We start from the raw sequence: 17,623 nt of genomic DNA, 5'->3' as shown, positions 1-17,623 counted from the left end.
CTTAAATATTAGATGTTTTTTATGAATGATTATTGGCTAAAGCTTCTTTTATACGTTGCTCACCGACAACTACTTTCAAAATTACAAATTGATAATAGCTTAAAGAGTCTAAAACCATTTTGTAGTTAGGTAATTGATGATAGTTTTGGTTATCTAATAAATCATACATTAATACAATTTCTGGCTTAATATAATCTACGCCCCACGTCAATGAATGAAAGTATATGCTATTCATAGGAATACGAATATTATTATCAAGTCTAAATATCCATTCTTCATTCACCACATCATAAATGAAGATATTTATTAGCAATTGCTGGTTAAACGTAATATCAATGTGCGCAATTTCTGGCACACTTAGTTGATCACGATCCATTAACTCATTATTTTTATCATAATAATTTAATTGATATGTGGAAGGAATTACTTTTAGTACTTCGACGAGTTGCTTGCGCTCTACACAAATGTCGACTCTAGAAGGTAGAATAAAATTGTCACTTAAAAATAACTGCATTGCGACTTCCCCGTGAAATTTGAATGAAGTACGACATTTATTTTTTAATATTTTAACTAGCTCTTCTACATGTTGTTGATGTTCCATATTACTACCTCCAAAGGAAACGCTTTCATACACTAATTATACATATACTGATTTGAGTTTTCAATTTACGAATTGTGAAGTATCGTTAAAATTGATGTTAAAAAAATGATTGATATGACTAATAATTAGATTATTTTTATTAATTTAACAATTTAACTTAATTGATATTTTGTTGAACTACGCAAATATAATAGATATAATTTATATGTTATTTCATATCACTCACATCTTTAAGATTACAATAAATGAGTGATATAAAATGAAAAATTCGAACATAGGTGATGAATTATGACATTAACAATTATCTTGGTTGTTATCATCGTTATTCTTATTTTAGCGTTCATCTTAAATCAACGCTATATGCAAGATAGAGTTGATACAGAAGTTTACGCGAGAAATCAGATGGTAACAAAGAATGCGTCGCTTCGTAATGAAAATTTAGAACTCAAAAATCAAATGCTTAGTTCTAATAATGACGTAAGTTCACATGCTAAACGAAACGCAAAGCACGTTTTAACTGGCATTCTTGATAAGTATAAAGACGAAGGAAAGTTAAAATTCTATGATATTATAACGACAAGTAATTTAGCTACTAAGCATCCTTTCTTTGAATATGCTAGAACGTTTGATTATATCGTCGTTTCAGATGTTGGTTTAATCAATATTGATGTCAAAAACTGGAAACAAAAGACATTTTATCACTTTGATGCACCAGTTGACGATGATATGCAAATCGACACAACTGATGTCAATCAAATTGTTGGTCATTATGTTAGCAAACAATATCATAGTCAGTTCGATTCACCACGAAGTGAGATTTATACTTTCATCGAAAAAATCCAAAGTAACCGTGTCATTTATGAATTTTATGATCATGATCCATATGAACAGGCAGCGATTAATTCTAAAATTCTAAAAGACGGTATTGAAAATCACTTTAACCATAAAGTACAAAGTATCGGTGTCGTTTACTTTAGTGATGGTAGTGTCAATATCATTGAAGGTTCAGATGAAAGAGCTCAATATGTGGATACTGTTTCGACTAAGTCATCTCTTGAAGCGGTAATCAAAAATGCAATTGATTTATCTAAGCATCCGCTTTCTGAAGAACAAGTGACTAAAATTGTAAATAGCTTTAATAATTAATGCATTAAACAAGCGATTGACATTCCATCTTTTTACAGATACACGTGTCAATCGCTTAAATTTTTAACTCCATAAATTCACTTTATCTTTTTTAGCTTGTTGTTCGCCTTGTTCGAATATATGACGATATTTGCCATTTGGTGAGAAGTACTTTTCACGTGCTAATCCTTTTTTTACTAATTCTTCGTTGTACATCGTGTTGTCATTCAACCACACATACGCCAGTGTTCGTCCATAACGATCCTCTTTTTCTTTATCATATTCTAAGTATACATCTTTTCCGTTTAGATGTTGTTTACTATAATTTGACGCTTCTTTACCATAAGGTTGAACTGGTGTGTTAGGTTTTACTGTTTCTGGTGTATCTACACCTATAAGCCTAACTTTAATTTCTTTGCCGTCTTCATTAGTTGCCACAAAGGTATCACCATCTACCACACGTTCTACATGTACTTTTTCTTTATCTTTTATATTAGTAGAAGTTGATGAAGATTGCGTGCCACTATTTTTAAATGGACCTGTATGATTAATAAATTGAAAAGCTAAAACGCCTATTACTAAAACTGCTAATACTATGATGCTAAGGGATTTTTTCGAATTCACAGTTGTCACCTACACTTTTAATTTCGATAATAAATATCATATAGAAATTAAAATTAATCGTCAATGGCTTCTTAATTTTATTGAACAAAGTTAGACTCAACCTTACACGCAATAAGTGAATTGTTGAGTCATACCATGCTATAATAAATGCGTTAGGAGTGACATAGATGTCTGAGAAAAATGAAAATTTAGTGACAGTTATAGCTGTTATTATAGCTATTATTGTCGGTGTGATTCTTCAAATCGTCTATAAATTACCTATTATTGTATCTGTCGTAGTAGCAATATTATTAGGCGTGTTAGTAGGATTTATTGCTTATATTATTCAATCGATCGTACGTAAAAGAAAAAACAAATAATAACAACAATGACAACACTATTATTTTTAAGGCGACGTATCATATTTGAAATGGCTAATTAAATTGAGAAAGCTATTATATTCGTTTTTCTCAACTTTAGTTATCATTTCGAGCATGGCACAACAAAGAATTACATGAAACATTTTAGAGTTAAAGCTAATTGGGAGCGAGACTATGAATTCAAATTAAATTCTGTCTAACTCCCACATTTTTTTATATTTAAGGTTAATTTTTAAAATTAGTGGTATGTATAAGAAATACCTTAATTGTATAAAATTAATTATAAAATTGGATGGATTTTTAAGTAGCTACAAAAGCCTCATCATCAAATCAATTAGCGAGGTGTCATTATGGAAATTATAGACGTCATTATAGATCATCACGGTCTAATATATAAAGTTCAAACACAAAATGGCAATGTATTCGAACATACCTTGTCAAAAGACACCCCTCCAGATAAAGTAGCGCAAGTGTTACGTTTATTAGCTACTCATGTCGACAATTTAGAAGAGCAAGAAAAGAATAAGTAATATATTTAAAATGTCGCGCTCAACTTCAACGTACGCGATTATTTGTAAACAAAATGCAGAACATAAAATCATCTGTTTTCGGTTACTGAAGTATAGTAACCTAAACAAAGTTTTATGTTCTGCACTTTTATGCAGTCTATTTGATGAAATTAATCCAATACTATATCCAACCTTTATCGTTCGCTTTTTTCCAAGCATCAAAACGATTCTCCGCTTCGAGCTTATCAATAATGTTAGACATATAATTTCTTACTGTCCCATTTGAAAGATAAAGCTTATCTGCAATTTCTTTATTACTTAACCCTTCTCCAATCTCACGTAGTACTACTTGCTCTTTATGCGTTAGAGGATTGGCCTCTTTAAATAAAGATGTCATTAAAGATGTACTATATTCTTTTTCGCCATTTAAAACTTTGTGAATGGTGGTAACTAAATCGTCGACTGAGCGTTCTTTTAAGACATATGCGTCGACATCGTTCGCAACTGCTCTTTCGAAATAACCAGGCCTTTTGAAAGTCGTAACAATAATTACCTTTGTTTTAACTTTGTGTTCTCTTAATTGCGACAATACCTCTAAGCCTGTCATCCCTGGTATTTCAATATCGAGAATAGCGATGTCGGGCTGATTATGCGTAATGCATTCCAATGCATCAACACCATTATCAAAATCATTGATTACTTTTAAATCATCATGAAATTCAATTAATTGTATCATTGCTTTACGTAACATGTTTTGATCTTCTGCAATCACGATTGAAATCATTGTATACCTTCTCTCGGAATCTTTATATCGATGGTCGTACCCTGTTTAGAAGTGATATGAATAGTACCGTTTAATAACGCTACCCTATCATTAATACTTTTTAAATTCACTTTATTAGGTTGTTTCAAACCTATACCATTATCACTGATGGTGAATTGAATACCTATGTCATTACTTTCTATTTTCCCGTTAATTTCAGTGGCTTGTGCATGCTTAATCACATTGTTAACTGCTTCTCTAAGTATCATAGACAATATGGTTTGTTTAGTTGGATTAAGAGAACTCGCGCCTCTTTTATTTTCAAAATGAAAGTGAATATTCGCATCCTGTAATATTTGCGCTATTGATTGAATTTCCTCTTCAAAACTTTGTACTTTTAAATTTTCGATAATGTGCCTTACTTTCTCCAATGTTTCTTTCGACATTTCATTTATATTTAAAATTTCTTTCTTAGCGGCTTGAGGATCTTTATCAATCAGTTTCGCTGCTAACTCTGATTTCACACTTAAACTTGCAAATACATGACCTAATGTATCATGCAAATCTTGACCGATTCTGTTGCGTTCTTTCTCAGCAATTAAAATATTAATATATTTATTCTTTTCCTCAATTTGTTGACGATATTGTCTTTCTTTCACAATTTTAAAATTACCAAACAATATCGCTAAAATGACAACATAATATATAATAATACTCACAACATATAAATGATTAGAATGTAAAGTTGTGATGATGATACAAGCAATCATTGAACTTATTAATAAAACAAATTCGATTGATTTAATCCCTTTTTTAAATAAAAATGGTATTGCAAAAGCACTGAAGAAGAAAAATAAGCTCAATGACGGATTGTATGCATATACAAAATAGATAATCGCTAAAAAGTGAATAATGAACAAAATTAAGTTCATTCGGTGGCTCAATGTTTCATGAAATAGAATTAACCCTGCATATGCAATCGTAAAAATGATGACTATACAAAGATTAATGAAAAAGCTTTCATGTCTCCACGTTAAATATAAACCATAATAAGGAAATATTAAGTAAATTAAAGATGAAATTTCTCCCATTTTAGCGCCTAAACTACGTTTCATTTAATCCACCTCTTTCTTCTTATTAATTAATAATGCAATACCTAAAAAAATAATGCTATAAATACCTAAAATAAGGAACGATTGAAGATTAAAGCCATGACCTTTACCTAGTTCAAGTGCCAAATGACGTAAATGATACGTTGGTGTTAACTTAGTAATGGTTTGCATCCAATCTGGAAAAGTACTTACTGGGAACCATAAACCGCCAATAATCGCTAAAACAATATTAAGTAAATTTGCTATACTACTCGCTTTCTGTGTTTCATTAAATTGCGTAATAATTAAACCTAAAGTTAGAAACATGCTAGCACCTAACCATAGTGTTACACCAGATAAGAGCCATTCACTTGGTTTAAGTGATACACCTTTATAGAAATGGGCCACACTATATAAAAGTACAATTGAAATAAAAAATAAAGTCATTGTTTTAAGTATTTTAGCTAAATAATAATTTAGTACAGTGATGGGTGTAGATATTATTTTTTTATACCATCCATTGTTCCTTTCATCTATAATTTCTAATGGAAATTGCATTAAACAGAAGCCCATTAAACTAAATACGGTCATACTATACATATATTCTTTATAAAAAACTTTTTTTGCATCTTCTGGCATATCAATTAAAGATGTAAATAGTAAGTAGAACACAAGCGGAAAAACAAATGCCATAAATGACGAAAATTTACGTCGCAACAATAATTTATATTCAAAATTGAGTAAAGTCATTGTCTTTAACATAAGCTATTGCACCACACTTTCTTCATTTGAAAACATATGTTCCAGTAAAGATTTCTTATAAATTGTAATTTGGTTTAAATCTATTTGGATTTTAATTAAGTTCATAATGACTGACTCAACATTTTCTGAATGTATTTTTAAATTATTATTCATAATATCTATATGGTATATTTCTGAAAGTTGATGATATTGGTCTTCTGTATATTTCATGACTTCAATAATAGAATTATTTTGACTAAACAAGATATTATGCGGTGTATCATTAAGTTTAACCTTACCGTGCTCTAAATACACAACTTTGTCAGCCATCCTTTCGACTTCTTCAATATAATGAGACGTATACAATATGGTCATTCCATCTTGTTTGAGATGACTAATCAAATTCCAAAAATGTTCCCTCGTTTCAATATCCATTGAAGTGGTGGGTTCATCTAATATTAAGAATTGAGGCTTTCCTATTAAAATGAGTACAAAATCTAATATTCTTCTTTGCCCTCCTGATAATTTATTAGCATATTGATTCATTTGGACATCCGAAAAATGCGTTAATCTTTGAAACGTTTCAAATGTCATAGGATTTGGATATAATTGTGCATATAAATGATATAACTCTTTCACTTTAATGAGCTTAGGCAAATGTGTAGTTTGAAATAATATCCCCATATTCTTCGACGAAATTAGGTTTGATGTATCCTCAATTGATCCACTATTCGCATGTTTATGACCAATTAGTATATCTATTAATGTTGACTTGCCTGCGCCATTCTTCCCGATTAAAGCTGTACATTTTCCTTCTTCGATATTTAAAGTAATGTTATCTAATATAGTCTTCAGGCCAAACGATTTATTCAATTGGTTGATATTTATCATTACGAACTCACATCCTTATCATTTATACATCTATCTTATTCTTTTATCGAAGCTGAAATTAGTTCATAATGTCATGACTTTACTATGACATTTGTCATAGTAAAATGATGACAAAATAGCAAAAAAGATTAAGCAACTCAGTGTCGCTTAATCTCATAAATAGCTTAATCCATTAGATTTAATAGAGAAACAAAATGTCTTCTCCATTTAACCGGCAATGACCGACAAGTAATCTTATTAGATTAGTTTGTGTATGTTCTTATTCTGAATACTATAAAATTGGTGATACTAATTTTGCTATATCTTCTTTTATTTTAATTGAAAGTGAACGTTTATTATATGCGTCTAATGTTAATAATTTAGATTTTTTAATATCTTCTTCATAAGCATTTCTAATTTGTTTGGCGATATTTTCATCATAGATAAATGCATTCACTTCAAAATTTAATGCGAAACTACGATAGTCCATGTTAGCGGAACCAACACTGCATATTTCATCATCAATTATCATAACTTTAGAGTGGATAAAACCATTTTGATACGTATAAATTTTCACACCACTATTTAATAGTTCAGCAGCATTTGAAAACGTCGCCCAATATACGAATGGATGATCTGGTTTACATGGAATCATTAAATGTACATCTACGCCAGCATTCGCTGCCATTTTCAGTGCATTGATATAGGATTGATCTGGAATAAAGTAAGGACTTTGCATATAAATAGATTTTTTGGCGCTCATAATCATTTTAGTATAGCCGTACTCTATTTGATGTAACTCAAAAGCAGGTCCACTTGAAGCAATTTGTATAGCTGATTTACCTTTATGCTGATTCTTTGCAGGGAAATATTTCTCATCATATTCAAATTGTGGTCGATGCGCTTGTGAATTCCAATCTAAAATGAAACGTATTTGTAATGCATCGATGGCATTACCTTCAACACGAATATGCGTATCTCTCCAGTACCCTAACTTACCAAGTCCTAAATAATCATCACCAATATTAAATCCTCCGATGTATCCTACTTGTCCATCAATAATTATAATCTTTCTATGATTCCGGTTATTCATTCTAAAATTGATAAGTGGAAACTTAGAAGCAAAAAAGGCTTCAACTTCGCCACCTAGTGATTGGAAATGATGAAATTTTGACATCCTTACTTTCTTAGAACCCACATCATCATATAATATTTTAACTTCCAAACCTTCTTTAAGTTTTGTTTCTAATGCATCTATTATACGATGACCTAAGCCATCAAGTTCAAATGTATAATATTCTAAATGAATGTAGTCTTTCGCATTATAAATATCTTCAATCACTTTGTCGTAAAGCTTGTGGCCATCCGTAAATAAATCAATATGATTATCTTCTGTTAGAAATGCATCTTGCTTGTTTAATAACATTCTAATAAGATCCCTATGTTTTGTTACTTGCTGATTATGAGTTTGATAACGATATGCATCGAATTGTTTAACTTGTTCATCTACTACACCTTTAAATGTATCCAATTCTTTACCATTATTTTTCTCCATTTTCCTTTTTGAAACTGTTCTTCCAAAAAATAAATAGAGTATAAACCCGATTAATGGTAAGACAAATAATACAAAGAGCCATGCCCATGTTGATGATGCACTACGTCTATTTCTTTCTAAAAAAATGATAATAAACGCTAATATTAGATTTATCACAAACCCTAGTGCTAATATAATCGTAAAAAACGTCCCCAAATCTGGGCCGAACATAAATTTCATAATATAATACTCCTATTTAATTCCATAATTTGGATTTATCTATTCAATCAATATATTACTTGGCATTTAATATTATAATTGCGTTAAGTACTTCTTCATTATTGGGGAATTTACGTTCTTCTACTTTATCAATCGAAATATTCAAAACTTCATATTGGCTACCTTCATCACTTTCAAGAAATACATTAATCTCTTTTTCTAGCTCATCCAAAGTTTTTTCTTGAATTTTTTTAAATTTGATTTTGCTCATTTTATAACACTCCATTTCAACTTATTTGTTTAAATCATAGTCTTTTTACATTTAAATCGCAAATAAATTTACACTTCACCTTTTTAATTGAAACGCTTACAATTTTATATTTAAAATATTAAATTCACATAAGTGCTAAATTATTGTATACTAAAGTCATTCTATTAAATTTTCAGAATAATTAAACTATTTAGATTGTGGGGTATTATATGATTTCTTTTGAAAATGACTACCTTGAGGGTGCACATGAAAACGTGTTACAACGATTACTTGATACCAATTTAATCCAGGCCTCTGGTTATGGTGATGATCAATTTTCAAAGCAAGCAGCAAAAAAAATTAAATCAGCCATTAAGTGTCCAGAAGCGACTGTACGATTCTTAGTTGGCGGTACGCAAACCAATCAAGTTGTGATTAATTCAGTATTAGAGCCATATGAAGGTGTAATTTCAGCGGATACAGGTCATGTCGCCGTACACGAGGGAGGTGCGATTGAATTTAGTGGTCATAAAGTGTTAGCGATACCATCGCATGAAGGTAAAATCAGACCAAAAGAAGTGAATGAATATTTAGATACATTTTACAATGATTTCAAACGCGAACACATGGTCTTTCCTGGAATGGTCTACATTTCACACCCTACAGAATACGGTACTTTATATACTAAAGAGGAATTGAAAAATCTTGCTGACGTGTGTAAAGAACATAATGTACCTTTATTTATGGATGGTGCGCGTTTAGGCTATGGTTTAATGAGTGATCAAAGTGATTTAAAATTTGAAGATATTGCTAAATACTGCGATATCTTTTATATAGGTGGTACTAAAATAGGTGCGCTATGTGGTGAAGCCATCGTATTTACTAAAAATAATGAGCCAAAACACTTTACCACTCGAATCAAACAACATGGTGCATTACTTGCTAAAGGTCGCTTAGTAGGCGTACAATTTCTAGAATTATTCACTAATAATTTATACTTAGATATTAGCCGCCATGCCATCAATATGGCTAATAAAATGAAAAAAGGATTCCTTGAAAAAGGCTATCAACTTTACTTCGATTCACCTACCAATCAACAATTTTTTGTACTTAGTGAAGAAAAGATTAAAGAATTGAAACAAAAAGTGAAGTTCGCGATTTGGGAGAAATATGACGATAATCATCGTGTTGTTAGATTTGCTACGAGCTGGGCTACTACCGAAGAAAATGTAGATAAGTTATTAGAGTTAATTTGATAATAGAGAAACAGGACTTCCTGAAAAGGAAATCCTGTTTTTTAATGTAGCTTATAATAAATACCGGCTATAATTACAATTAATCCAAAGAGTGCTATAATTTTTTCTTTTTTAGATGGTTCTCGTTTTTCTATAGTGACTTTAATATTAAATTCCACTTTTTTTATTCTCCTTATAAAAGTTTAAGCAATCATGTTAATCTCATTCACTACCACGTTAACATTGAATTTTAAGTAGTATAATACAATATTATACTTTGTTTTATTATATTAGTCACCAATAGTTTAGAGTACTGCCCTTTATCATACGCCTATTCTATTAATAACTTTTTGATAAGCTTCAAGCACTTGTGGATAAAGATAAATTACTCTAGATCCAACCCGGCGAGTTACTTCGACAATTTCAGGTTCACAGACTATTTTATTTTGAAGCGTTGATTTACTTAATCCAGTTAAAGTTACTAAATCTTTAATTCCTACTGAAGCATATTGTCTCTTATAATTTTGCAATATATTATCTAGGTTCTCTTCAATCAATTTATGCATAAAATCTTCGTCAATATGGATTGTTATATTACTCATACTGTTCACTCCATCTATTTTAAATTACTCATTGTTTTAAGTTAATTTATAAAGCTGGTTATTAAAGTCAGTAATACTAATATAAATATACCTATAGTTAAATATAGAGATATTTGCTCCCTGTTGAATTTCATGTTTTTAAACACTCCTTTTATTTCTTAAAAAAATTAACCATAGCTAACAATAAAGTAACTACATTAATATAAAAAGTTAACTTTCTTCTCATATCTCTACTCATAAAATTCATCTCCTTATAAATTATTAACTATTTCATACGTCTTACTTGAGTCGATAGTTCTCAGATTTTTAGACCAACTTTTTTTATTTAATTATATTATATTAATTTTATAATATAACACACAAGTGTAAATTTAAGTTTTATCGAAAGATATTGAAGTGCATTTTAGTTCAGCAATTAAATTAGGGTTTCCTACAATGTCTATGATTTGATCATCAAAGTTTTCTTCACCTGATTCACTAAGCATTGAACGTGTTTCATTTCTCATTTGAGATAATGCCTTTTCAACTTCTTGAATGGGAGTGGGACAGAATTCTTTTAAATTCGACGTAAACTCCCAGCTTGCTTTGCTTGTAGAATTTCTTAATGAAATTCTCTTTGCTGGGGCCCCGACCCCAACTTGCTTAGCTTGTAAAATCACTTTCGTGATTTTTTGTGTTGGGGCCCCGCCCACCTCCGCAATGATGACTAGAACTGAGAAAAGCTTGATTTAAGCGCCTTCTCAGTTCAGTCAGCTACTGCAAATTTGCTTAATAGCATTATTATATTATTTATGTCCCAGACTGCATCAGATTTCTTCTTTCTCTAGCTATACGGTCTTTAATCATTTGAGATACTTCTTCTTGGGAAATTGTTTTCTCATATTGTCGGGCTTGTTCATTAGGTGTTACTAAATTCACATTGCTTTTTGTTTCTTCAGTAATATTACTTTGGTTGTTTTCCATGAGATATACCTCCGTTTATAGTCTGTCGACTTTTCATTCCATACTTGCTTTTATAAAGTCATCAGCACGTTTTGAACATAAAAAATAACCTTCAGTAGAAGGTTAAAAAAGTGTATAAAAATAGCATCACTTTCTATTTATGTAGAAAGGATGCTACTCTTTAGATTTTTGATTTTTAGTTTTAGCTTCTAATTCTTTTGCTAATTCCTTAAAAGATTCACTTAATTCTTTTGCAGTTACTTTTCCATCTAACTTTGAAGGTAACATTATTAAAATCATCTCACTTTAAATTTAATCATATTCATATTATAAATTTGCTTCAGTAAATTTTCAATGTGATTTTCAGTATATACATTAAGATTAGAAAAATATTTAGCACATAACTTTCTAACCTCTATATCATTAATATTATCTGTTTTAGTTATAAATTTAATTTGCCCTCTATTAGTGACAATTGTAATCGTTTTTATTGATTGATGCTTAAAAAATGTATATATATCATATGCAGAAAAGCTAGATTGTCCAGGATGGTTGTGTAGCATGGTTATAGAATTTTCTTTACTGTTTAATAATAAATTATTCGCCTTACTTCCTGGTTCAAATGAAACACTGTTTTGATTTCCATATACTTTTATAACTTTGCCATCTTTTAGCAAATATGCAACTTCATTGTTTTCTTTGGCATCTTTTAGAAGTGCTTTATGTTGTTCTTGTATAAATTTATTATCTTCTTTTGTATGTGTAGGAATATCAATATACCTTACTTTATCAATTGCTTGATTAGTAATATTACTTTGGTTGTTTTCCATGAGATATACCTCCGTTTATAGTCTGTCGACTTTTCATTCCATACTTGCTTTTATAACGTCATCAGCACGTTTTGGACATAAAAAATAACCTTCCGTTGAAGGTTAAAAAAGTGTATAAAAATAGCACCTTAAGCTTTATATTTAATAGGTGCTCTATCCCCAAGCTACAAGTTCAGACTTTGGAAAAATTTTTTTACTGGTATTTAATTCTATTCTATCGATAGCATGTATAAAATAGTTATCTTTTTCTTTATCTTCTATCTCAGATTTTCTAGCATTGATAATCTGAAGACTGTTGATATCCATCTGAATAACACCTGGTTTAATGTTCTCATCATCATTTGGATAATATTTATATATTACAGAATGACTATTTTTTTCTTGAAATTTTAAAATGAGCAATTAATCTCACCTCTATTTAACAAATGAACTATAATTATATTTTTTTCATATAATATATGTACTTCTTTATAACTTAAATTATACTTATTCATTAAAAAGTGTTCAAGTGCTTCGTGCTTTAGCATTATTATATCCATAGCTTCAATATTTTTTCCTACTCTCAATCTTTGCCAACTTTGAGCCATATAAAAATCAGGATCAAATTGTTTAATTCCATCGTCTAGTAAATACTTATTCTCAAATAGATGTTCATAAACTCTTTTAATAGCTTTTTCTTTCATATTCGTATTTTTAGCAATAGTTTTAATTTCAACCTGTCTATCTCGATTTTTTACAGAATTATATTATGTTTTAGCTTGCCTGCTTCTTTTTACATCGTATTCATCATTTATGTTAGTATGTGCACCTGACTTGCTAAGATAATCTTTAATCTGATATTTATCTTTAAGCTCAGTAAAGAATTTATCCCGCCAGTTTCCCACATGGGGTACTGTAGTACTCCTACACCAAGGATGCATAGGTGGAGCATTAACTCTAGGTATCATATCTTTAACTTTAATTACTTTACCATTTAAAGAGTGACATATTTTAGATGTTTTTTTGTCTATTTTGGTCACTTATTTATATTCGCCATCTTCGCCCAATTCTTTTAGATAAGTTAGCTTCTGTGATTCAGCCTGAACACGTGCTAATTCAGTAAGTTAGTAAATGATTCCATATTTTTCTTTGTTGTTTCAGCATCAGAGTTCACTAATACATTAATGATTTGATCATCAAAGTTTTCTACACCTGATTCACTAAGCATTGAACGCGTTTCATTCCTTATTTGAGATAATGCCTTTTCAGCTTTTAATGCTTCATTCTCTTTCAAAAGTTTTTCTATCTCATATTGGCTTTTTTGGTCTTTATTCATCTTGGCCAGTTTTTCAGCTTCTTGAATGGGAGTGGGACAGAATTCTTTTAAATTCGTCGTCTCACCCCCGCAATGATGACTAGAACTGAGAAAAGCTTGATTTAAGCGCCTTCTCAGTTCAGTCAGCTACTGCGAATTTGCTAGATAGCATTATTATATTATTTATGTCCCAGACTGCATCAGATTTTCTTCTTTCTCTAGCTAGACAGTCTTTAATCATTTGAGATACTTCTTCTTGGGAAAATTTTTTCTCATTTTGTTGTGCTTGTTCATTAGGTGTTTCTAAATTCTCATTGCTTTTTGCTTCTTCAGTAATATTACTTTGGTTGTTTTCCATGAGATATACCTCCGTTTATAGTCTGTCGACTTTTCATTCCATACTTGCTTTTATAACGTCATCAGCACGTTTTGGACAAAAAACTAACCTTCAGTGGAAGGTTAAAAAAGTGTATAAAAATAGCACCACTTTCTATTTATATAGGTAGAAAGGATGCTATTTTTAATACCACGCATATAAATATTTAATAGGAAATTTATCTTCCTCAATAAAATTTAAGATTGCAAGAAACGATTTATTTCTATAAGTTAAAATATTTTTTTAATTTCTAATTTAGACAATTTATATTCTTTTACTTCTGAACTTAATTTATTAACAACTATCTCGCCTTTACCGTTTTTGATGTCATCTTGTGGTACATATTCATATCTAATAATTTGTTCATCTTCATATAATTTTCTTAATATAAGCACCTGTTTCACCTTACTTATTCAATATATCTTGAGTAATAATATTTTCTTTCCACAATTTTATGAGCGTCAATATACTTTTAATCATACTTATTCATTAAATAATGTTCAAGGGATTCATGACGTAATAGAACCAAGTCTTGCTCTTCAATATTTTTACCTTCTCTCAAACGTTGCCAACTTACAGCAATATAATAATCTAGATGAAATCTATTAATACCACTTTCTAAACTATATATGTTTTAAAAAGATGCTCATATGCTCTTTTCACTATATTTTATTTAATTTGGTATTTCTAGAAATAATATCAATTTCTATTTTCTTATTTCTTCGACGTATTGACTGATAATATGCATTAGCATGCTTATTTCTCTTTTTTTGATAAGGATCATTAGTATCATTTAACGCTCCTGAAGGTTTTGGTATTCTTTCTATTTGTTCTACCTGATACGTATATGTATTTTCTTTATAGAATTTATCTCGCCAGTTTCCCACATGTGGTACTGTAGTACTCCTACACCAAGGATCCATAGGTGGAGCATTTACTCCAGGTATCATATCTTTAACTTTAAATACTTTGCCATTTAAAGAGTGACATATTTTAGATGTTGTCTATTTTGGCTACATATTTATATTCGCCATCTTCACCTAATTCTTTTAGATAAGTTAACTTCTGTGATTCAGCCTGAACACGTGCTAATTCAGTAACTAGTAATCTACTAGCATTATAAGTAGTGGAATTTGTTTGCTTTTTAAATTCAGACACATACTCATTAGGATGTCTCCCTCTAAGTAATACATTGTTTGTTGTTCTTTCCACTTCTTTTTGAACTACAGCCATATCTTGCCATAATCTTGTAGACCATTTCACACCTTTAAAGTTACTGTTAACAACCGCTTTTACTTCAGTGTCATCAATTTTCACATGTTCCCCAAGTATATGTGCTTGTCTTTCAACTTCTCTATCCACTGCCTCAACTAACTTATTTTCTAGCTTATCTTGAATATCCAAAGTAGAATCTTTGACTATCAAATCTAATTGTTGCTTTAATAATTTTTCTCTAGATACTTTCATAGTCAAGTTATAAAGTTTAAGTGCTTTGTTTGCTTCATTGCTAAAATCTCTACGCTTCACATATTTTTTAGCTTTGTTTCGAAACGCATATACATCAAAGTCATCTGCTTTTTTCATGACTTCTTGAATGGTTAATCCAGTATTCGTTGCATATTTTGCATAAAAGGCGAGTAGTTCCCTCATTATTTCTGCATACATTAGCATAATTATGCGTTCTATTTCTGAAGTAGCTTGGGTATAACAAATTAATGTTTAGTAATATACCTATGAAATTGATTGGAATGGTAAAAACAAAAAATCAAAAGTATTACTAATAAAACCTTATAGCATCAATGTTTACCCAGCTATACGTTTTATAGTTAGCTAAATTTAGTTGCCCATTTAGTTGCCCATTTAGTTGCCCAATATACTAAAACTTACAAAATAGGCAACTAACTAGGATCTATCCCTTATGTATCAAGAGATAGATCCTTATTTTATATTTCTTCACTTTGTTCTAATTCTTTTTTATAATTATATAGCTTTATAATCGTTCTAAATCTAGCATCTTCAATTGATGTTTTACCATTCTTCAAATCTTGAACGGTTTGATAAGGCAGACCACTTCCTTTTGATATTTTATAAACTGTATTTTTATTTAATAGCTCTCTTAAACATTTAATAATATTAGTTATTCCGTCCATTCTTGTCCCTCTTTAATAAATTGATTAATACTAATGTTGTTAATAATGAGATAATACCTTGACTTATATCATTGCCTAAAAACAAGTTTAACCAAATCAGTACAATTAAAATAATGTAAATTGTTTTCATATCATTTAAGTGTTAGAATTTAATTAGACAAGTCCTTTCGGGCTTTGTCTCTACTCATCGTCTTTTGTTAATGTCTTAATTATGGTTAAGGTAGACATTATATAAAAGGCGATTTCTGTTATTGTCTTAATATTTTCTAACACTTTCTTTCCTCCTCTCAATTGGTATATTTCATTTTTCACGATTAAACGTGATAAACAATAGTTTTTATCTCTTTTTTGAAATTTAGGCATAAAAAAATAACCTTCAGTGGAATATTAAAAAAGTGTATAAAAATAGCACCACTTTCTATTTATATAGGTAGAAAGGATGCTGTTAAGATATTATTCTTATTTCTTTAATTTCTGTATCATCAAATGAATAAAAACCCTTTTCTGTTTCTAAATCCAAGCAATAGTTTCCAGTATCACTTTCTAATGGATTTTCATAATCAAACACAAAGCCTTTAAACTTTTCATTATTTTTTTAGTGTGACAATAACATTTTTACGATAAGCATCTTTAATTAACATTTTATTTCTCCTTACTTACGAAAGGTACTATATGAGAGCCTGTTTTTGAATAATGCACTTTACCAAATGTTATCTCAATATATTTTCCATCTATAAATGCCTTTCCTGTAATTCTCTCGAAATTTATTATTTCTTTATGGTTAATACTATTTTTATTTATTAAGATTTTACCAGAAGTTGAGTATTGTTATACTAATCTATTTGATTCATTAATAGATAACGTAGTATAACTTGGTAATCTTTCATTATTTATTTATGCAAAATTTTATTTTTCAAATATAAATTATGATTTAAAGAATGTCTATTTTGTTTTTCTGGGTTAATATCTAATTTTATTTTACCATTACGTATCATATCAAGCATTTCTTTTTTGCTTTTTCTTGTATTTTTTCTTTTCCTGATTCTTTATTCTCTGTCTGATACTTACCTTTTCGCTCATTAAAGAATTTATCCCGCCAGTTTCCCACATGCGGCACTGTAGTACTTCCACACCAAGGGTGCATAGGTGGAGCATTTATGCCAGGTATCATATCTTTAACTTTAAATACTTTGCCATTTAATGAGTGCCAAATTCTAGATGTTTTTTTTATCTATTTTGGCCACATATTTATATTCGCCATCTTCACCTAATTCTTTTAGATATCAGCCTGAACACGTGCTGATTCAGTAACTAATAATCTACCAGCATTATAAGTAGTGGAATTTGTTTGCTTTTTAAACTCAGATACATACTCATTAGGATGTCTCCCTATAAGTAATACATTGCTCGTCGTTTTTTCCACTTCTTTTTGAACTAAAGCCATATCTTGCCATAATCTAGTTGCCCAATAGTTGCCCATTTTAGTATAATAGGAAACTATTTTATCT

22 protein-coding genes and 8 pseudogenes are annotated in these 17,623 nt (G+C 29.9%); 4 read left to right on the top strand and 26 right to left on the bottom strand.

The annotated features are described in order from the left end of the window. Positions 1-19: 19 nt before the first annotated feature. The gene (locus AK212_RS04240; protein WP_053029383.1) at positions 20-601 is read right to left on the bottom strand and encodes a hypothetical protein; all 582 of its coding nucleotides are present in this window, start codon (positions 599-601) and stop codon (positions 20-22) included. A 288-nt stretch (positions 602-889) separates the two neighbouring features. On the opposite strand from AK212_RS04240, the gene AK212_RS04235 reads away from it, so the two are divergent. Further along, entirely contained in the window at positions 890-1,747 is an 858-nt protein-coding gene (locus tag AK212_RS04235) for a hypothetical protein (RefSeq protein ID WP_053029382.1), read from the top strand. 63 nt (positions 1,748-1,810) lie between these two features. Here AK212_RS04235 and nucI read toward each other — a convergent pair whose 3' ends face one another. Continuing rightward, complete coding sequence (gene nucI / locus AK212_RS04230; RefSeq protein ID WP_053029381.1) at positions 1,811-2,350, bottom strand: thermonuclease NucI; 540 nt, start codon at positions 2,348-2,350, stop codon at positions 1,811-1,813. A 167-nt stretch (positions 2,351-2,517) separates the two neighbouring features. Between nucI and AK212_RS04225 the strand changes: the two genes are divergently transcribed. Both AK212_RS04225 and AK212_RS04220 read left to right on the top strand, forming a co-directional pair. After that, on the top strand, positions 2,518-2,709 hold the full coding sequence (locus AK212_RS04225) for a hypothetical protein (protein ID WP_053029380.1): 192 nt from the start codon (positions 2,518-2,520) through the stop codon (positions 2,707-2,709). A gap of 350 nt (positions 2,710-3,059) precedes the next feature. Further along, complete coding sequence (locus tag AK212_RS04220) at positions 3,060-3,239, top strand: hypothetical protein (protein ID WP_053029379.1); 180 nt, start codon at positions 3,060-3,062, stop codon at positions 3,237-3,239. Between the two features lie 160 nt (positions 3,240-3,399). On the opposite strand, the gene AK212_RS04215 is transcribed toward AK212_RS04220, so the two are convergent. From AK212_RS04215 to AK212_RS04190, 6 genes are all read right to left on the bottom strand, one after another. Continuing rightward, on the bottom strand, positions 3,400-4,002 hold the full coding sequence (locus AK212_RS04215; RefSeq protein ID WP_053029378.1) for a response regulator transcription factor: 603 nt from the start codon (positions 4,000-4,002) through the stop codon (positions 3,400-3,402). Then, a complete protein-coding gene (locus AK212_RS04210; protein WP_053029377.1) occupies positions 3,999-5,096 on the bottom strand; it encodes a sensor histidine kinase in 1,098 nt (365 codons plus the stop codon). Before AK212_RS04210 ends, AK212_RS04215 begins: the two co-directional genes overlap by 4 nt. Further along, positions 5,097-5,834, bottom strand: a complete 738-nt coding sequence (locus AK212_RS04205) for an ABC transporter permease (RefSeq protein ID WP_053029376.1) — start codon at positions 5,832-5,834, stop codon at positions 5,097-5,099. It abuts the gene before it with no gap. A 3-nt stretch (positions 5,835-5,837) separates the two neighbouring features. Beyond that, positions 5,838-6,704 (bottom strand): ABC transporter ATP-binding protein, encoded by an 867-nt coding sequence (locus AK212_RS04200; protein ID WP_053029375.1) that lies wholly within the window; start codon positions 6,702-6,704, stop codon positions 5,838-5,840. 271 nt (positions 6,705-6,975) lie between these two features. After that, positions 6,976-8,457, bottom strand: a complete 1,482-nt coding sequence (gene cls, locus AK212_RS04195) for a cardiolipin synthase (RefSeq protein ID WP_053029374.1) — start codon at positions 8,455-8,457, stop codon at positions 6,976-6,978. A gap of 55 nt (positions 8,458-8,512) precedes the next feature. Beyond that, positions 8,513-8,707 (bottom strand): hypothetical protein, encoded by a 195-nt coding sequence (locus tag AK212_RS04190; RefSeq protein ID WP_053029373.1) that lies wholly within the window; start codon positions 8,705-8,707, stop codon positions 8,513-8,515. 209 nt (positions 8,708-8,916) lie between these two features. Here AK212_RS04190 and AK212_RS04185 point away from each other — a divergent pair, with 209 nt between their 5' ends. Then, a complete protein-coding gene (locus tag AK212_RS04185) occupies positions 8,917-9,942 on the top strand; it encodes a threonine aldolase family protein (protein ID WP_053029372.1) in 1,026 nt (341 codons plus the stop codon). A 302-nt stretch (positions 9,943-10,244) separates the two neighbouring features. Here the strand turns inward: AK212_RS04185 and AK212_RS04180 are convergent, their stop codons facing one another. The 18 genes and pseudogenes from AK212_RS04180 to AK212_RS13785 form a co-directional block, all read right to left on the bottom strand. Further along, positions 10,245-10,523, bottom strand: a complete 279-nt coding sequence (locus AK212_RS04180; protein ID WP_053029371.1) for a hypothetical protein — start codon at positions 10,521-10,523, stop codon at positions 10,245-10,247. Positions 10,524-10,894: 371 nt separating this feature from the next. Then, positions 10,895-11,182, bottom strand: a complete 288-nt coding sequence (locus AK212_RS04175; RefSeq protein ID WP_053029370.1) for a hypothetical protein — start codon at positions 11,180-11,182, stop codon at positions 10,895-10,897. 130 nt (positions 11,183-11,312) lie between these two features. Continuing rightward, a complete protein-coding gene (locus AK212_RS13625; RefSeq protein WP_174841311.1) occupies positions 11,313-11,486 on the bottom strand; it encodes a hypothetical protein in 174 nt (57 codons plus the stop codon). Continuing rightward, positions 11,438-11,570: pseudogene (locus tag AK212_RS14000) on the bottom strand (hypothetical protein); the annotation flags it as partial. The gene AK212_RS13625 and the pseudogene AK212_RS14000, both read right to left, overlap by 49 nt. Before the next feature lie 69 nt (positions 11,571-11,639). After that, complete coding sequence (locus tag AK212_RS13795) at positions 11,640-11,753, bottom strand: hypothetical protein (protein WP_411841225.1); 114 nt, start codon at positions 11,751-11,753, stop codon at positions 11,640-11,642. Between the two features lie 8 nt (positions 11,754-11,761). Continuing rightward, positions 11,762-12,295 (bottom strand): hypothetical protein, encoded by a 534-nt coding sequence (locus AK212_RS04170; protein ID WP_080365520.1) that lies wholly within the window; start codon positions 12,293-12,295, stop codon positions 11,762-11,764. Further along, positions 12,247-12,379 (bottom strand): annotated as a pseudogene (locus tag AK212_RS13995) (hypothetical protein); the annotation flags it as partial. The gene AK212_RS04170 and the pseudogene AK212_RS13995, both read right to left, overlap by 49 nt. Positions 12,380-12,448: 69 nt before the next feature. Beyond that, on the bottom strand, positions 12,449-12,697 hold the full coding sequence (locus AK212_RS04165; RefSeq protein WP_053029369.1) for a hypothetical protein: 249 nt from the start codon (positions 12,695-12,697) through the stop codon (positions 12,449-12,451). Continuing rightward, complete coding sequence (locus tag AK212_RS13620) at positions 12,685-12,978, bottom strand: hypothetical protein (RefSeq protein WP_174841312.1); 294 nt, start codon at positions 12,976-12,978, stop codon at positions 12,685-12,687. The genes AK212_RS04165 and AK212_RS13620 overlap by 13 nt, the downstream gene beginning before the upstream one ends. 141 nt (positions 12,979-13,119) lie before the next feature. After that, positions 13,120-13,398, bottom strand: a pseudogene (locus tag AK212_RS12930) (minor capsid protein); the annotation flags it as partial. Next, positions 13,386-13,610, bottom strand: a complete 225-nt coding sequence (locus AK212_RS13790; protein ID WP_231119773.1) for a DUF4355 domain-containing protein — start codon at positions 13,608-13,610, stop codon at positions 13,386-13,388. The gene AK212_RS13790 and the pseudogene AK212_RS12930, both read right to left, overlap by 13 nt. A 118-nt stretch (positions 13,611-13,728) precedes the next feature. Next, on the bottom strand, positions 13,729-13,947 hold the full coding sequence (locus AK212_RS04150; protein ID WP_053029368.1) for a hypothetical protein: 219 nt from the start codon (positions 13,945-13,947) through the stop codon (positions 13,729-13,731). After that, positions 13,938-14,034: pseudogene (locus tag AK212_RS13990) on the bottom strand (hypothetical protein); the annotation flags it as partial. The gene AK212_RS04150 and the pseudogene AK212_RS13990, both read right to left, overlap by 10 nt. A gap of 75 nt (positions 14,035-14,109) precedes the next feature. After that, positions 14,110-14,360 (bottom strand): annotated as a pseudogene (locus tag AK212_RS04145) (hypothetical protein). A 464-nt stretch (positions 14,361-14,824) separates the two neighbouring features. Further along, a pseudogene (locus AK212_RS13615) lies at positions 14,825-15,666 on the bottom strand (minor capsid protein); the annotation flags it as partial. A 242-nt stretch (positions 15,667-15,908) separates the two neighbouring features. After that, the gene (locus AK212_RS04130) at positions 15,909-16,115 is read right to left on the bottom strand and encodes a hypothetical protein (RefSeq protein ID WP_053029365.1); all 207 of its coding nucleotides are present in this window, start codon (positions 16,113-16,115) and stop codon (positions 15,909-15,911) included. A 445-nt stretch (positions 16,116-16,560) separates the two neighbouring features. Then, positions 16,561-16,756, bottom strand: a pseudogene (locus tag AK212_RS12925) (hypothetical protein). Position 16,757: 1 nt separating this feature from the next. Continuing rightward, positions 16,758-17,592: pseudogene (locus tag AK212_RS13785) on the bottom strand (minor capsid protein); the annotation flags it as partial. Between the last annotated feature and the right edge of the window lie 31 nt (positions 17,593-17,623).

The organism is Staphylococcus borealis, from assembly GCF_001224225.1.
GTDB lineage: Bacteria > Bacillota > Bacilli > Staphylococcales > Staphylococcaceae > Staphylococcus > Staphylococcus borealis.
Note: the sequence above shows the minus strand (reverse complement) of the source record. Positions and strands in the feature narration are given on the sequence as shown.